This is a genomic window from Amycolatopsis sp. NPDC104775 (assembly GCF_055583325.1).
Genome location: NZ_JBVJOE010000010.1, coordinates 282,288 through 297,553 on the forward strand (window position 1 = coordinate 282,288; position 15,266 = coordinate 297,553).

Consider the following 15,266-nt stretch of genomic DNA (forward strand, 5'->3'; position numbering starts at 1 on the left):
ATGCCGGTGGCGCGGACCACGTCCGGCCTGGTCGACTGGGCAGTAGCGGCGGCCCGTTAACACCGGCGAAACATTCGGGTGACGGTCGGGCAACACCGCCCTCTTAGCGTGAGCCGAAGAGAGTACAGCCGCCGGTAACGAACGAGAAGGAGTCACCGAGGGTGCCCACTACTCCAGACGACATTCAGCGCCTCATCGCAGATGAGAAGGTGGAGTCCATCGACGTCAGGTTCTGCGACCTGCCGGGCGTCATGCAGCACTTCACGGTGCCCGCGAAGGCGTTCGACCTGGAGGCGTACGAAGAGGGTCTCGCCTTCGACGGCTCCTCGGTGCGCGGCTTCCAGTCGATCCACGAGTCCGACATGCTGCTGCTGCCGGACCCCGAGACGGCGCGGATCGACCCGTTCCGCAAGGCGAAGACGCTCTCGCTGAACTTCTTCGTGCACGACCCGTTCACCCGCGAGGCCTACAGCCGCGACCCGCGCAACATCGCGCGCAAGGCCGAGCAGTACATCTCCGAGTACGGCGTCGCCGACAACGTGTACTTCGGCCCCGAGGCGGAGTTCTACATCTTCGACTCGGTCCGCTTCGAGGACGCCGAGCACCTGTCGTTCCACGAAATCGACTCGATCGAGGGCTGGTGGAACACCGGAGCCGACACCGAGGGCGGCAACCAGGGCTACAAGACCCGGTTCAAGGGCGGCTACTTCCCCGTCCCGCCGGTCGACCACTTCGCCGACCTGCGCGACGACATCGTCCGCCAGCTGACGAACTCCGGCTTCGAGATCGAGCGCGCGCACCACGAGGTGGGCACCGCCGGCCAGACGGAGATCAACTACAAGTTCAACACGCTGCTGCACGCTGCCGACGACCTGCAGCTGTTCAAGTACATCGTGAAGAACACCGTGTTCGCCGCGGGCAAGACCGCGACGTTCATGCCGAAGCCGCTCGCCGGCGACAACGGCTCGGGCATGCACTGCCACCAGTCGCTGTGGAAGGACGGCCAGCCGCTGTTCCACGACGAGTCCGGCTACGCGGGCCTGTCCGACACGGCGCGGCACTACATCGGCGGCCTGCTCAAGCACGCGCCGAGCCTGCTGGCCTTCACCAACCCGACGGTGAACTCCTACCACCGCCTGGTCCCGGGCTTCGAGGCCCCGGTCAGCCTGGTGTACTCGCAGCGCAACCGCTCCGCCTGCGTGCGCATCCCGATCACCGGCAACAACGCGAAGGCCAAGCGCGCCGAGTTCCGCTGCCCGGACTCGTCGGGCAACCCGTACCTCGCGTTCTCCGCGATGATGATGGCCGGGCTCGACGGCATCAAGAACAAGATCGAGCCGCCGGAGCCGATCGACAAGGACCTCTACGAGCTGCCGCCCGAGGAGGCCAAGAACGTCAAGCTCGTCCCGGGCGACCTCGGCACCGTGCTGGACACCCTGGAACAGGACCACGACTACCTGCTCGAGGGCGGCGTCTTCACGCCCGACGTGATCGAGACGTGGATCCAGTACAAGCGGGAGAACGAAATCGACCCGCTGCGGCTTCGTCCGCACCCGTACGAGTTCTCGCTGTACTACGACGTGTGATCTGAACCCGCACTGCGTGAATGGCCCGTCAGCATTTGCTGGCGGGCCATTTCGCGTTGGTCAGCCGCGCGCCGCGATGAAGGCCTCGATGCAGTGGTCGAGGTCTTCGCGGCAATGTTCCGCCGAGAGCTGCACCCGGATGCGCGCCTCTCCCAGCGGGACCACGGGGTAGCTGAACGCCGTCACGTACACGCCCGACCGCAGCATTCGTTCGGCGACTCGCACAGCGTCGCCTGCGTCGCCGAACATGACTGGCACGATGGGATGTTCGCCGGGCAGGAGGTGAAAACCCGCGCGTTCCATCCGAGAGCGGAATTCCGCGGTGTTGCGGTGAAGCGCCTCGCGTCGGGTGGGATCGGTTGCGAGGTCCAGAGCGGCGAGAGTGCCTGCCACGGAGAGCGTTGGAAAACAGGTAGGGACGGGAGCTCTGCCGCAGCAGGTTCACGATTTCGGTGTGAGCGCTGACAAAGCCGCCGGAGGCACCGCCTAGTGCTTTGCCGAGGGTGCCGGTGACGATGTCGACTCGTGCCCGCACGCCGAGCAGTTCGGCGGTTCCGGCTCCGGTCGGGCCGAGGATTCCGACGGCGTGCGAGTCGTCGACCATGACCAGGGCGTCGTAGCGGTCGGCTAGGTCGCAGATTTGCCGCAGTGGCGCGAGATAGCCGCCCATTGAGAAGACGCCGCCGGTCACGATGAGGCGGCGGCGAGTGGGTGCTGCGGACGCGGATGAGGTCACCCGCATTCCTGGGGTAGGGCCGATTCTTCGGTGAGTGCTCCGCCAAGGCACGTCCAGCACGGCAGGCTCAATGGAGCAGTTCGTCGAGCAGCTCCCGCACCCGCCGGTCGATCTCGTCGCGGATGGGGCGGACCTGCTCGGCCGGGAGACCCGCCGGGTCGTCGAGCTGCCAGTCGAGGTAGCGCTTGCCGGGGAACACGGGGCAGGCGTCGCCGCAGCCCATGGTGATGACGACGTCGGCCGATTGGACGCCCTCGGTGGTCAAAGGTTTGGGGAACTCGCGAGACAGGTCGATGCCGAGTTCGGCCATGACCGCGACGACCGCGGGGTTGACGGTGTCGGCTGGCGCGGACCCGGCCGAGCGGACGGTGACCTTGCCGCGCGCGTGATGGTGCAGAAGACCGGCTGCCATCTGCGAGCGCCCGGCATTGTGGACGCAGACGAAGAGCACTTCGGGGACGCTCATGACGAAACCTCCGCGGCGGCGAATCGGCGGCGAAGCGCGAGAGACACGTAAACCAGGGCGACGAGGACCGGGACTTCGATGAGCGGTCCGACTACTCCGGCGAGCGCTTGCCCGCTCGCGGCTCCGAAGGTGGCGATCGCGACGGCGATGGCGAGTTCGAAGTTGTTGCCCGCCGCGGTGAATGCCAGCGTCGTGGTTCGTTCGTAGGACAGGCCGACCGCCTTGCCGAGCGCGTAGGAACCCGCCCACATGAGTCCGAAGTAGACCAGGAGCGGCAGCGCGATCCGGGCGACGTCGAGCGGACGACTGGTGACCTGGTCGCCCTGCAACGCGAACAGGATCACGATGGTGAACAGCAACCCGTACAGCGCGATCGGACCGACCTTCGGCAGGAACCGGGATTCGTACCAAGTGCGGCCCTTCGCGCGTTCGCCGAGGCGACGAGACAGGTAGCCGGCGAGCAGCGGGATGCCGAGGAAAATCAGCACGCTCTTGGCTATTTGCCACACGGAAACAGTCAGGCCGGCTTGCGGCAGGCCGAGCCAGCCGGGCAGCACGGCGAGGTAGAACCAGCCGAGGACGCCGAACATGACAACCTGGAACACCGAGTTCAGCGCGACCAACACGGCGGCGGCTTCCCGGTCGCCGCAGGCCAGGTCGTTCCAGATGATCACCATCGCGATGCAGCGGGCGAGGCCGACGATGATCAGCCCGGTCCGGTATTCCGGCAGGTCGGGCAGCAGCAGCCAGGCGAGCGCGAACATCAGCGCGGGTCCGACCAGCCAGTTCAGCACCAGCGACGGCCACAGCAGCCGCCGGTCGGCGGTCACGTCGCCGAGCCGGTCGTAGCGGACTTTCGCCAGCACCGGATACATCATCACGAGCAGTCCGAGCGCGATCGGCAGCGAGATTCCGGCTACGGAAACCGCGTTCAACACCCCGGCGAGGCCCGGAATCCACCGGCCGGCCAGCAGTCCGAGCACCATCGCGGCGGCGATCCACACCGGCAGGAAACGGTCCAAAGTGGACAGCTTGCCGACCACTCCGGTTTCAGGCGCGGTCACGCGAGTGTCTCCGCGTCGCCCGGGACCAGCACCGCGGAGAGGCGGGCCAGGACCTCGGGGTGGACGCGGTAGTAGACCCAGGTGCCGCGCCGCTCCCCGGTGATCAGGCCGGATTCGCGCAGCACCTTCAGATGATGGGAGATCGTCGGGCCGGTCAAGTCGAACGCGTCGGTCAGGTCGCATACGCACGCCTCGCCTCCGGCGTGGGACGCGATCAGCGACAGCAAACGCAGGCGCACTGGGTCCGCCATCGCCTTGAACAGCTTCGCCAGCTCCGCGGCCTGGTCCTCGTCCAGCGGTTCGCGCGTCAGCGGGGTGCAGCACGCGCTGATCGCCGCCAGCAGGATTTGCTTCGACATACGTCTATCTTGACAGACCTCTAGATAGACAGCAATCTAGGTAGACTCTGCTTCGACAAGTATCTATTCAAGGAGGACGGATGTCTCGCGTTCAGCTCGCCCTGCGGGTCGGGGACCTGGCTGGTTCGATCGACTTCTACTCAAAGCTGTTCGGCGTCGAACCAGCCAAGCTTCGGCCGGGGTACGCGAACTTCGCGGTCGCGGAGCCCGCGCTCAAGCTCGTCCTGCTGGAAGGCGAGCCTGGCCAGGAGACCGTCCTGGATCACCTCGGCGTCGAAGTTGAGTCGACGGAGGACGTCAGTGCGGCCAGCAAGCGGCTCACCGGCGAGGGGCTGGAGACGCTGACCGAGGACAACACCACCTGCTGCTACGCCGTGCAGGACAAGGTGTGGGTGCACGGTCCCGGACGGGAGCCTTGGGAGGTTTACACCGTCAAGGCGGATGCGCCGACGTATGGCTCCGACAGTGCCGCGCTCGCGACGTGCTGCACGTCCGAGGAGACCGCCAAGCCGGAGGGCTGTTGCGCCTGACCGCACTGTTGATCCGGAGCGGCGACACCTCTTGCCACCAGCCGACCAGCACCGTTATGTTAATGAGAAATCACTTCTTCCGAGACTGTCGACACGGGGCCGTGAGCAGCCCCTGGCCGGTGATGGGATGGCAACGACGCCTACCAGAGAGGCAGACAAGTACATGGAGAATCTCAGCAGAAGGAAGGTGCTGACCCTCGGCGCGGCGTTGGGCATCGCGGGCATGGCGGGCACCACCGGCACCGCGTGGGCGTGGTCGGGCGCGGGGTCCATCGCCGGCAGCGGCACGGGGGCCGATCCGTTCCAGGTGTGGGACGACACCGCGGACGCGGTCGCCAAGGCGTTGCTGGCCGAGGGCAAGGTGCCCGCGGTCAATACGGCCTGGGAAAGCTGGATTGACAACAACGCGCCGTTGCCCGCTGGCATGCCGGATTATCTGGTGGCGTATCTGCAGCAGGTCAACCGGCTGCCGGCGTGGGCGGATCCGGTCAAGCTGGCCGCGTCGGAGAAGCTTTATACCCGGTTAAGCAGTTATCTGTTCGTCTCCGAGACGCTCGGCAGCGGAATCATGAGCACCGTCATTCCGCGGGAGGCGCGGGCGGTTTACTGGTCGGCCGGCGGCGCGGACATGAAGCAGCGGGCGGCCAAGACGTTCACTTTCGGCTACGACCTGCACAACTCCAAAGCTTGGGCGCCGGACGGGCATTTCGTCGTCACGGCCAACAAGACGCGGCTGGTGCACGCGGTGGTCCGGAATTTGCTGCCGACGTCGGCAAAATACCAGGCGGGCGCGGATCAGCCCAAGCCGATCAGCAATGGCGACATTCTGCGGACGTTCCATTCCGTCGCGACGTTCGCGCGCAGCAACATGCTCAAATGGCACATCGCGCTGTCGAGCGCGGAGCAGGAAGCGGACTTGCATGCCTGGCAGGTCGCGCTGTATCTGCTCGGCGTGCAGGAGCAGTTCATTCCGAAGACCTGGGCGGACGCGGAAGCGCAGGCACAGCAGATGTTGTGGCCGGTGCTCGGGCCGACCGAGGAAGGGGTCAGCCTGGCGAAAACGTTGCTCGGCTACATCGAGCAGCCAACGCTCGGGCTCGATTCCGGGTTCGTCAACGAACTGGTCCGCTACCTTCTCAACGACCAGATGGGCGATTGGCTCGGGCTCCCCCGCGATTACGCGCAGGCGGCGCTGGTTCGACTTGAATGGCCCGCCTATGTAGCGTTCCGCGAAGGGGCGACGAAGATCATGCCGGGCAGTTTTTATCTCTTCGACCAGTTCGTGCGCGGCATTTCGATGCTGTACCTCAACAATGGGACCTCGCCGACGCAGACGCCGATCACGCTCCCCACGGCGAATCGGCCGGGTGCTTAAAGTCCCAGTGCGCTCAGCAGGAAAGCGGTGACGGCGGCGCGGTGGCCGGGGGTGTCCTCCCACCGCAGCCGTCGGCCGGTTTCGACTACCGCGCCGAAGCCCGCGTGCACCAGCACGCGGGCTTGGTGCGCGTCCAAGTCCGGGCGGGCCAGGCGGAGTTGTTGTTCCCATACGGCGATGTGCTCGCGTTGGGCGAGGTTCAGCGGGCGTTGCAACGCCGCGGGCAGGCCGCCTAGCTCCGCGGCGGCGACGTTGGTCAGCGCGGTGTGTTCGAAGCTGTAGGCCACGTAAGTCGCGGCCAGTACGGGCAAAGCCGCTGCGCCGGTGGTGCCGTGGAGATTTTGTTCAACAGCTTGCGACAGGAGCCCGGCGGCCTGCAGGCAAGCGGCTGCCAGGATTTCGGCTTTGTTGGGGAAATGCCGGTAGAGCGCGGACGGCACCAAGCCCACCGCTTCGGCGATGCGGGCGTTCGTGACGGTGGCGAATCCGTCGCGTTCGAACAACGGCACGGCGGCGGCGAGGATCTGCGCGCGGCGGGTTCGCGGGACGGGCTGAGCGGGCAACGAGACCGCGGGCGCGGTCGGGGTGGACGTCGCGGTGGCGACGCGCAGGGCGGATTCGGTCAGCAGATTTTCGGCGCGGTGCTGGGCGATCGACGTGCGGTGCATGGTGATCGAGCCGATCGCGCCGAGTGCGGCCACCGCGCGGAGGTCCACGTCCGGTGACGGCCGCACTACCTCGGTCACGCGTGCGACGACCTGGGCGAATTTCCCGCTCAGGACGCGACGGTCCGCTCGATCGAGGTAGCGGGCCTCCCAGCGGTACAGGCCGCCGGACTCGCGGTGCGCGACCGTGACGCGGGCCAGCGGGCGGAGGACGTCCGCGGCGGACGCGTCCGGCGGCACCGTGTCCAAGGCCGCGACCAGCCGGTCTGCCATCACGTTCGCACATTCGGTGAACAGGGCGTACTTGTTCGGGAAATGCCGGTACAGCGCCGCGGCGGTGATCCCGACGGCGGCGGCGATCTCCTCCATGGACGCCGCGTGGTACCCGCGTTCGCTGAAGGCCCGGCCCGCCGCTTCGACGATGAGCTGCTTGCGATTGCGCGGACGGGTCGCCGCGGCCGGTTCGGAGGTCACTGCGGACCCCGAGCACCCGGATGCGGAAACACGGCCATGCGGGCCAGTCAATCACGAGACGAGCGCGTCTTCACGCGGGCTGGGGAGACAGAGCAGTTCATCGCCGGACGGGGTGGCCGGGTGGGTCAGCTGGCGATTCGGGGCCGGGACGGGAGCAGGGCAGCACCACCGTTTTCGTACTTTTTGTCGCGCGCAGCAACGAAAACTGTTGAGCCGCTGATTGCCGAATCCGTGCGCGAGAACCGTTCACCGGGACCCGGCGAGGCCGGTGACCTGCGCCGGAGCACCGGTTGAGGATAATGATCAGGTGACCGTGACGAGGATCCGCGAGTTCCGCACCCTGCGCGGGCTGACCGTGCGCCAGCTCGCCGACCAGGCGGGGGTGTCGACCGGCTTGATCAGCCAGGTCGAGCGGGGCGTCACCGACCCCAGCCTGGAAACCATGCGGCGGATCGCCGAGGTGCTCGACATTCCGCTGTTCAGCCTGTTCCAGGAGCCGGACGAGGAAACCGTCGCGGTGATCCGGCACGAGGACCGGTACCGGATCTCCTCGCCGCACCACGCGATCACCTACACCCGCGCGTCGCCGGGCGGCGCCAAGCTCGAAGTGCTCGAAGGCGTGCTCGAACCCGGCGGCGTCTCGTCCGACGAACTGCGCTCGCATCCGTCCGAGGAATGCGTGGTGGTGATCGCCGGACGGCTGACCGTCCAGGTCGGCGAGCAGACGCACGTGCTCAAGACCGGCGACAGCTGCCACTTCGATTCGACGATCCCGCACCGCTTCCGCAACGACGGCCGGACCGCCGCCCGCTTCCTCGTGAGCGTCACTCCGCCGAGTTACTGATCCGGCCAAAAGAAGGCCCCAAGCGGCACGTGACCGTCGCGGCGAAGCCATAGGCCGTGACTGTGGCCGGATCAGTAACCATCCGGCACGGTACTGATACTTCCGTCGGAGGTATCCGCCGCGAAATTGGTCTAGACTTTTCGTTCCGAAACCGGCGAAAAGGACGGACAGATGCGTGGGACGACGGTGCCCCCGGGAATGTGCTGCCGACCGGTCAAAACCGGGGAACTTCCGCTGCACCGGCTTGAGGTGCCCGCACCCGACGCGGTGCCGTTCGCGGTCGGCTCTTTCGACGCGGTCGGCCCGTTGTCGCGGGCGGAATTCCCGCACCGGCACACTTTCTACGAAATCGTGCTCGTCACCGGAGGGACCGGCGCGCACGTGGTCGACCTGACGCGGTGGGAGCTGAGCCCGCCGCACCTCGGGGTCGTCACCCCGGGCCAGGTGCACCACTGGGAGGCGAGCGAACTGGCCGGGTCGGTCGTGCTGTTCACCGACGACTTCCTCTTCGACCACCCCGCCGACCGCGAAACCCTGCGCAGGCTGCGCGAACGGCCGTGGCTGCGGCTGGACCGGGCCGAGCACGACCGGACCGCGCGGCTGATCGCCGAACTCGAGGAGGAGTTCCGCCGCGGCGGCGAGGACGCCGAATCCGTGCTGCGCGCGCTGCTGCACGTGCTGATCGTGCGCGCCGGGCGGCTGCCCGGCATCCCGTCGGCACCCGCCCCGGCCCGCGCCCGCGCGGTAGCGGCGGAATTCGCGCAGCAGGCCGAAAAATCCGAGCTGGGACTGTGGTCGGTGCGCGCGCACGCCGAACGGCTCGGCGTCACTCCCGGCTACCTCACCGAGGCCGTCAAGGCGGCGACCGGGCGCACCGCGGCGGAATTGGTGCGCGAGGCGCGGACCCAGGAGGCGAAAAGGTTCCTGCTGCGCACGAATCTGTCCGTGCGGCAGGTCGCGAGCCGCGTCGGATTCGCCGATCCAGCCTACTTTTGCCGGTTTTTTCGGCGCGAGACCGGCTTGAGCCCCGGCGGATTCCGCCGCACCGGCGACACCGCCCCGAAGATTCACCACGACTGCAGGACTCCGTCCATCGCTGCGGGCTGATCTTCTCCCTACCGTCGAGGGGAATCCCGAGCCCCCACCGAGGAGCAGGCATGGACGAAGACAGGAAGTTCAGCCGCAAGGCAGTGCTGAAGGCCGCGCTGGCCGCCGGAGTCGCCGCACCAGTCGCACTCGTCGGCGGTCCCGCGCTGGCCCGCACGAATTTCGCGGGCGGACAGAAGGTCGAGCCGACCCCGTACTGCCACGACGGCGACGAACCGACGATCGACCAGACCGAGGGTCCGTACTTCAAGCCGGACTCGCCCGAGCGCAGCGTGCTCGTCGACGACAACACCCCGGGCCAGCGGCTCACCGTGAGCGGGTACGTCTTCGGACTGTCCTGCCAGCCGATCAGCCGCGCGCTGCTGGACTTCTGGCAGGCGGACGTCAACGGAGCCTACGACAACGACGGCTTCAACTTCCGCGGCCACCAGTACACGAACGACCTCGGCGAATTCAAGCTGACCACGATCGTGCCCGGCCTCTACCCCGGCCGGACGCGGCACATCCACGTCAAGGTGCAGGCTCCCGGGGAGCCGATCCTGACGACCCAGCTGTACTTCCCGGGCGAGCCGCGCAACAACACCGACACGATCTTCGACTCGCGGCTGCTCATGACGGTCCGCGACGCCCCGAACAACGCCAAGGAGGCCGCGTTCGACTTCGTGCTCAACGTCCAGCAGACACCCACCGGCGGGCCGTCGACGGGACCGACCGGCCAGCCCGGCGGGACGTCCTGGGCCGCGGGCAAGGCGTACCCCGCCGGCACCCGCGTCACCTTCAACGGGGTCGGCTACGTGTGCCTGCAAGGCCACACCGCGCAGCAGGGCTGGGAACCCCCCAACGCGCCAGCGTTGTGGCGGAAGGGCTGATCCCCTCCTGAAGGAGAACGGCGGGCTCCCCCAGGCCCGCCGTTCTCCGTTTTTCCGAGAAGCCCGGCTCGCGCTGTCGAGTTACCGTCGAGGCATTCGTCTTCCATTACGACGACGCCGGACCGGCCCTCGGAGGACACATGCTGTACTTACTGGCGATTTACGACTGCGACCGTCCCGAACCGGGTGATCCAGCCTTCCCGGAAGCGCTGGCCAGGGTGAACGCCTTCGCCGACGAATGCCGGCGGCGCGGGGTGTTCGTGTCCGGCCATCCGCTGCGGGGCGAGCACACCGCGACCACGGTCAGCGTCCGCGAGGGGAAGACGCTGATCACCGACGGGCCGTTCCTGGAGACGCACGAGCATCTCGGCGGCGTCTACGTGCTCGACTGCCGCGATCTCGACGAAGCACTCGAACTCGCCGCGCTGTGCCCGATGGCCGAGGTCGGGACCATCGAGGTGCGCCCGGTCGCCGCGGTGCCCGGACTGTCTCACCAGGCATGACCCCGCCGTCGCTGGCCGAGACCTACCGCAAGCACCGGGCGCGGATGCTCGCGGCGCTGGTCCGCGTCCTCGGCGACTTCGAGCTGGCCGAGGACGCGCTGCAGGACGCTTGCGCGCTCGCCCTGCGCACCTGGGGCGGCGAGCCGCCGGACGACCCCGTGGCGTGGCTGCTGACCGCCGCCCGCAACCGCGCGATCGACCGGCTCCGGCGCGCTCGCCGCGGCCAGGAGAAGCTCGCTGAGCTCGGGGAACAGCCGGAGGCCGTCGTGGAGGCGTCCGAGGACAGCCTGCTCGCGATCGGCGACGAGCGGCTTAGCCTCGTCTTCACCTGCTGTCACCCCGCGCTCGCCGAGGAGGCGCGCGTCGCGTTGACGCTGCAGGCGGTGGCCGGGCTGACCGCGGCACAGATCGCGCGGACGTTCCTGGTCAGCGAGGCGACGCTGGCGCAGCGGCTGGTGCGGGCCAAACGCAAGATCCGCGACGCCGGGATCAGCCTCGCCGTCCCGGCCGGCCATCTGCTGCCCGAGCGGCTCTCCGGAGTTTTGGCGGTGCTGTACTTGATCTTCACCCAAGGCTACACCGCGCCGGAACACCAAGAGCTGCAACGGGAAGCGATCCGGCTGGCGAAGCTGGTCGCGACGCTCATGCCTGACGAGCCGGAAGCGCTCGGCCTGGTTTCGCTGCTGCTAGTACACGATTCGCGCACCGCCGCTCGCTACACCCCGGACGGTGATGTCGTGCTGCTCGAAAACCAGGACCGAAGCCGGTGGGACCGCAGCGAAATAGTCGAAGCGATTGGCCTGCTCGGCCGCGCACTGCGCTTCGAGACGCCGGGGCCGTATCAGCTGCAGGCCGCCATTGCGCTCCAGCACGCTCAGGCACGCTCCGCGACGGACACTGACTGGGCAGCGATCGCCGGACTGTACGACCGGTTGTACGAAACGAATCCGTCGCCAGTGGTCGCGTTGAACCAGGCCGTCGCGGTCGCCATGGCCACCAGCCCGGAAGAAGGGCTGGCGCTCATCGACGGCATCTCCGGGCTTGACCGGTATCACCTGATGCACGCCGCGCGTGCCGATCTGTTGCGCCGTCTCGGCCGTACCGCTGACGCCATGGCCGCGTACCGGCGCGCCCTCGAACTCGCTGTCAATCCAGCTGACCGGCGGTTTCTCGCTGGCCGCCTAGCCACCTTGGAGTCCTGATGAGACTGTCCATTCTCGACAACGGACATCGGTTGCGGGCCAAGCTGTTCCTGTCGATGACGTCGAAGCAGCCGCCGGACATCGTGAAGATGCTGCTGTATCGTCCCGGTTTTCTCACCCGGCCGCTTCTGGAGCTCACCGCTCCGGCGATGCGCGGCCCGTCGTACTGGACCGCCGGGGAGCGCGAATTCCTCGCCATGTCAACGGCGATGCTGCACGAATGTCCGTTCTGCATCGACTCGCACGCCGAACTGACCCGGATCGCCGGACAAGGCGAGATCGATCCGGCGCGGCCCGAGCAGGCGCGACCCGAGGTGCGTACCGTTCGGGCGTTCCTGGAGACGGTCACGCTGAACCCGGATCAGCTCGTGCTGCCGGATCTTCCGCCGGAGGCGATTCGTGAAGCGCTACGGGTGAATCTGGTGTGGAACATCGTGAACCGGCTCGCGAACGCGTTCGGTTTCGTGCTTCGCGAAGGCCAGCTGGAAAGCGGGACCCGTGCGTTGCACAAATTCGGGTACCGGTTCCCCGGCTTCCTGCTCGCGGGTGGCCCGGATGGGAAGCACGATGATCCGGTCGAGAACATGCGGTACTCGGTGTTCACCGCGCCCGCGATGACCGATCAGGCGCTTCGCGAAGCGGCGGCGAGTGGAGACGGCTTGCCCGAGCTGTTGCAGCCGTTCGCGACGAAGGTGCGCGACGCGTCCTACCGGCTCACTGACGCCGATTTCGCCGCGTTGACCACGAAGTACCAGGAGGACGAGGTTTACGAGATCACCGTCGCCGCGGCCGTGGGCGCGGCGTTGCGCAGTTACGACGCGGGACAACAGAAACTCGGCTCGTAACGCGAACCGGCGGCCAGGGCGTGCTGCCCGGCCGCCGGTTTTTGCTCTCCGCTCAGGGGCGGTACAGCTCCTTGACGACGTCGATGGTGTCGTTCCGGTCGACGTGGATCTCGGCGTGCAGCGGGTTCGGGCCGGTCAGCGCCTCCATCAGGGCCTGCTCGGTGCACGGGTTCGTGCCGCGGCCCTGCGGGTCGAGGGCGACGTCGCCGCCCGGGCACAGTTCGGCCGCGCCGAACACCTGGGCGGTCTTGCTCACCGGCAGGCGGTAGGTCTTGGCGTCGCTCGGCACGAACTGGCCGTCGTCCGGACCGCCCTTCTTCCAGGTGACCAGCTGGAACTGGGCCATGTTGACCGAACGGTCGAATCCGGTGAACTGCACGGTCTGGGTCGTGTTCGGGAAGCGGCGCGTCGGGGCGGCGGGCTGCTGGCCCTTGCCCGCGGCCGGCGCGGTCTTGATCATGAACTCGGCGCCGCCGTCCTTGCCGCAGTTCACCACGCCCTGGGTGAATTCCTCTTCCGCGCCCAAAGCGCAGTCCCAATGCCCTTCAATGCCGAGAACGCGGTGCCCGGGACCTTCGCCCTGGGACGGCGCCAATTCGTAGTACTTCGTCATGACATTGAATGCTTCGACACAGCCAGGAATGCTGCCATTCGCGCTTTGCACCGCGATCAGATCCATTTGCTTGCCGCCCGCCGGACCGACCTGCCCGCCGAGTTTGCTGCAGTTGACATCCCCGTCCGACGTGGCCGCGGTGCCCGCCGCACCGGCCGAACCGCCCTGCGGGTTCTGCTTGACCGCGGCCGCGTCGGAAATGCTCTTCGCCGCGGAACCGTTTCCGTCGACATTGGTTCCGCTGCACGCGGAAAGCAACGCGGTCGCGGCGACCGCCCCGCCGACCATGACCAGCTTCATCGACTTCATCGCGGTGAATCCCATTTCATGCTCCCCGTGTCTTTTGGCGAATCTTTAACCCTCAAGACGCGAGGCCGGGAATGACGTTGCTCCGAAGTTCCGCGGGGAGCGATAGTTGCCCCAATGTCGTCCCCGCCGGGTCCGCACGGGCACGACCTCGGCCCGCCTCGCAACCCCCGAGGCGACCGCAGCGGGCTAGCTCGAGAGGCCGAGCGCCGACAGCCACACCCGAGTCAGTGTCGCCGCCGCGTCGTCCAGCGAGGTGTCCGCGACAAACGCCTGGTAGAAGACGCGTTCGGTCATCCAGACCAACGCCGCGGCGACCTCCCGAGCGGTTCCAGACGGCAGTCCGGCGCGCTCCGCGACCCCGCTCATGGTGTCGGCGAGCGCGACCACCGCCGAGCGCCACGCCTGGTCGATCGCCGGAACCGAGGGCGACAGGTCGACCGCCGTGCGCATCACCGTTCCGTGGTCGCGCCACATCCGGGCAGTCCGCTCGATCCCCTGCCGAACCGCGTCGCCGGGTACCGCGGCGGCCGCGTCCACCGCGTCGACCTCGGTGCGCAGCTTGGTCACCGTCCGCTCGACCAGAGCGGCGAGCACCTCGTTCTTGGACCCGAAGTAGAAGTAGAGCGCACCCCGGGTGATCCCGGCTTCCTGCGCGATCGTCGCGACGGTCATGCAAGCCCCGCCCGTCGAGTCCAGTTGCCGCTCCGCCGCGTCGAGAATCGCGCGTTCGCGCAGGTCGCCCTTGGTCGGAGTCGTCCGGCGGCGGGTACGGGTGTCTCGCTCTTCCACTCGCCCGTTCTATCACGCCGATTATTTTTGACACTGTGTCGATTTTTCTCAACACGATGTAGAGTCCATGGCATGACCAAGCTCTTCCTGATCACCGGCGCCAGCTCCGGCCTTGGCCGCGCGTTCGCCGAAGCCGCGCTGAGAGCGGGCCACACCGTCGTCGGCACCGTCCGCAAGCAGGCGGACGCCGAGGCGTTCGAACAGCTTCAGCCGGGCAAATCCCTCGCGCGCGTCCTCGACGTCACCGATGACGACGCGGTGTTCCGAACCGTCGACGAGATCGAGGCCGAGGTAGGTCCGATCGACGTCGCCATCGCCAATGCCGGGTACGGCCACGAAGGCGTCTTCGAAGAATCGACGATGGCCGAACTGCGCGCGCAGTTCGAGGTGAACGTGTACGGCGTCGTCGCGACAGTAAAAGCGGTACTGCCCTACCTGCGGCAGCGGCGACGCGGGCACATCCTCGGCGTCACCTCGATGGCCGGGCTGATCACCGTGCCGGGCACGTCCTTCTACCAAGGCAGCAAGTACGCCGTCGAAGGCATTCTCGAAACGGTCGGCAAAGAGGTCGCCCCGTTCGGCGTGCACGTCACCGCGATCGCGCCGGGTTCCTTCCGCACCGACTGGGCGGGCCGGTCGATGGTCCGCACCGAGCGGTCCATCCCGGACTACGACCAGGTGATGAACCCGATCCGCGACCACCGCCTCGCCGCCAGCGGCAACCAGCTCGGCGACCCGCGCAAGGCGGCGGAGGCCGTGCTGCACATCCTCGACGTTCCGAACCCGCCCGCGCATCTGGTCCTCGGCTCCGACGCCCTCCGTCTCATCGCCCACGGCCGCGCGGCGGTCGACAAGGAGATCGAGGAATGGGCGGAGCTGAGCCGGTCCACTGACTTCCCGGACGGGGCGCAGCTGCCCGGTTGAGCCGGC

16 protein-coding genes and 1 pseudogene are annotated in these 15,266 nt (G+C 67.7%); 10 read left to right on the forward strand and 7 right to left on the reverse strand.

The annotated features are described in order from the left end of the window. Positions 1-161: 161 nt before the first annotated feature. Entirely contained in the window at positions 162-1,586 is a 1,425-nt protein-coding gene (gene glnA, locus ACZ63D_RS35570) for a type I glutamate--ammonia ligase (RefSeq protein WP_009073253.1), read from the forward strand. Between the two features lie 60 nt (positions 1,587-1,646). On the opposite strand, the pseudogene ACZ63D_RS35575 reads toward glnA, so the two are convergent. From ACZ63D_RS35575 to ACZ63D_RS35590, 4 genes and pseudogenes are all read right to left on the reverse strand, one after another. Next, positions 1,647-2,304 (reverse strand): annotated as a pseudogene (locus ACZ63D_RS35575) (aminotransferase class I/II-fold pyridoxal phosphate-dependent enzyme); the annotation flags it as partial. 85 nt (positions 2,305-2,389) lie between these two features. Continuing rightward, complete coding sequence (locus tag ACZ63D_RS35580) at positions 2,390-2,788, reverse strand: arsenate reductase ArsC (protein ID WP_465358713.1); 399 nt, start codon at positions 2,786-2,788, stop codon at positions 2,390-2,392. Continuing rightward, a complete protein-coding gene (gene arsB, locus ACZ63D_RS35585) occupies positions 2,785-3,852 on the reverse strand; it encodes an ACR3 family arsenite efflux transporter (protein WP_465358714.1) in 1,068 nt (355 codons plus the stop codon). The genes ACZ63D_RS35580 and arsB overlap by 4 nt, the downstream gene beginning before the upstream one ends. After that, positions 3,849-4,211, reverse strand: coding sequence for a metalloregulator ArsR/SmtB family transcription factor (locus tag ACZ63D_RS35590; protein ID WP_465358715.1), 363 nt, complete (start codon positions 4,209-4,211; stop codon positions 3,849-3,851). The genes arsB and ACZ63D_RS35590 overlap by 4 nt, the downstream gene beginning before the upstream one ends. A gap of 80 nt (positions 4,212-4,291) precedes the next feature. On the opposite strand from ACZ63D_RS35590, the gene ACZ63D_RS35595 reads away from it, so the two are divergent. Together ACZ63D_RS35595 and ACZ63D_RS35600 are read left to right on the forward strand one after the other, a co-directional pair. Next, the gene (locus ACZ63D_RS35595; protein ID WP_465358716.1) at positions 4,292-4,741 is read left to right on the forward strand and encodes an ArsI/CadI family heavy metal resistance metalloenzyme; all 450 of its coding nucleotides are present in this window, start codon (positions 4,292-4,294) and stop codon (positions 4,739-4,741) included. A gap of 163 nt (positions 4,742-4,904) precedes the next feature. Continuing rightward, positions 4,905-6,116 (forward strand): oxygenase MpaB family protein, encoded by a 1,212-nt coding sequence (locus ACZ63D_RS35600; protein ID WP_465358766.1) that lies wholly within the window; start codon positions 4,905-4,907, stop codon positions 6,114-6,116. Here the strand turns inward: ACZ63D_RS35600 and ACZ63D_RS35605 are convergent. Next, on the reverse strand, positions 6,113-7,255 hold the full coding sequence (locus ACZ63D_RS35605; protein WP_465358717.1) for a TetR/AcrR family transcriptional regulator: 1,143 nt from the start codon (positions 7,253-7,255) through the stop codon (positions 6,113-6,115). The genes ACZ63D_RS35600 and ACZ63D_RS35605 overlap by 4 nt on opposite strands. A 307-nt stretch (positions 7,256-7,562) precedes the next feature. Between ACZ63D_RS35605 and ACZ63D_RS35610 the strand changes: the two genes are divergently transcribed. The 6 genes from ACZ63D_RS35610 to ACZ63D_RS35635 all read left to right on the forward strand — a co-directional run bounded on the left by ACZ63D_RS35610 (position 7,563) and on the right by ACZ63D_RS35635 (position 12,625). After that, a complete protein-coding gene (locus ACZ63D_RS35610) occupies positions 7,563-8,099 on the forward strand; it encodes a helix-turn-helix domain-containing protein (protein WP_465358718.1) in 537 nt (178 codons plus the stop codon). 171 nt (positions 8,100-8,270) lie between these two features. After that, positions 8,271-9,206 (forward strand): helix-turn-helix transcriptional regulator, encoded by a 936-nt coding sequence (locus ACZ63D_RS35615; protein ID WP_465358719.1) that lies wholly within the window; start codon positions 8,271-8,273, stop codon positions 9,204-9,206. Between the two features lie 50 nt (positions 9,207-9,256). Beyond that, positions 9,257-10,075: a dioxygenase family protein gene (locus tag ACZ63D_RS35620; protein ID WP_465358720.1), complete on the forward strand. Its 819-nt coding sequence runs from the start codon at positions 9,257-9,259 to the stop codon at positions 10,073-10,075. Between the two features lie 140 nt (positions 10,076-10,215). Beyond that, on the forward strand, positions 10,216-10,578 hold the full coding sequence (locus ACZ63D_RS35625) for a YciI family protein (RefSeq protein ID WP_465358721.1): 363 nt from the start codon (positions 10,216-10,218) through the stop codon (positions 10,576-10,578). Continuing rightward, a complete protein-coding gene (locus ACZ63D_RS35630; RefSeq protein WP_465358722.1) occupies positions 10,575-11,780 on the forward strand; it encodes an RNA polymerase sigma factor in 1,206 nt (401 codons plus the stop codon). Before ACZ63D_RS35625 ends, ACZ63D_RS35630 begins: the two co-directional genes overlap by 4 nt. Next, positions 11,780-12,625 carry a carboxymuconolactone decarboxylase family protein gene (locus ACZ63D_RS35635; protein WP_465358723.1) on the forward strand — a complete coding sequence of 282 codons (846 nt, stop codon included), beginning with the start codon at positions 11,780-11,782 and terminating at the stop codon, positions 12,623-12,625. The genes ACZ63D_RS35630 and ACZ63D_RS35635 overlap by 1 nt, the downstream gene beginning before the upstream one ends. 52 nt (positions 12,626-12,677) lie before the next feature. Here ACZ63D_RS35635 and ACZ63D_RS35640 read toward each other — a convergent pair whose 3' ends face one another. Beyond that, complete coding sequence (locus ACZ63D_RS35640; RefSeq protein ID WP_465358724.1) at positions 12,678-13,562, reverse strand: hypothetical protein; 885 nt, start codon at positions 13,560-13,562, stop codon at positions 12,678-12,680. Between the two features lie 171 nt (positions 13,563-13,733). Next, the gene (locus ACZ63D_RS35645; protein ID WP_465358725.1) at positions 13,734-14,336 is read right to left on the reverse strand and encodes a TetR/AcrR family transcriptional regulator; all 603 of its coding nucleotides are present in this window, start codon (positions 14,334-14,336) and stop codon (positions 13,734-13,736) included. A 72-nt stretch (positions 14,337-14,408) separates the two neighbouring features. Between ACZ63D_RS35645 and ACZ63D_RS35650 the strand changes: the two genes are divergently transcribed. After that, positions 14,409-15,260 (forward strand): oxidoreductase, encoded by an 852-nt coding sequence (locus ACZ63D_RS35650; RefSeq protein ID WP_465358726.1) that lies wholly within the window; start codon positions 14,409-14,411, stop codon positions 15,258-15,260. Positions 15,261-15,266: the final 6 nt, after the last annotated feature.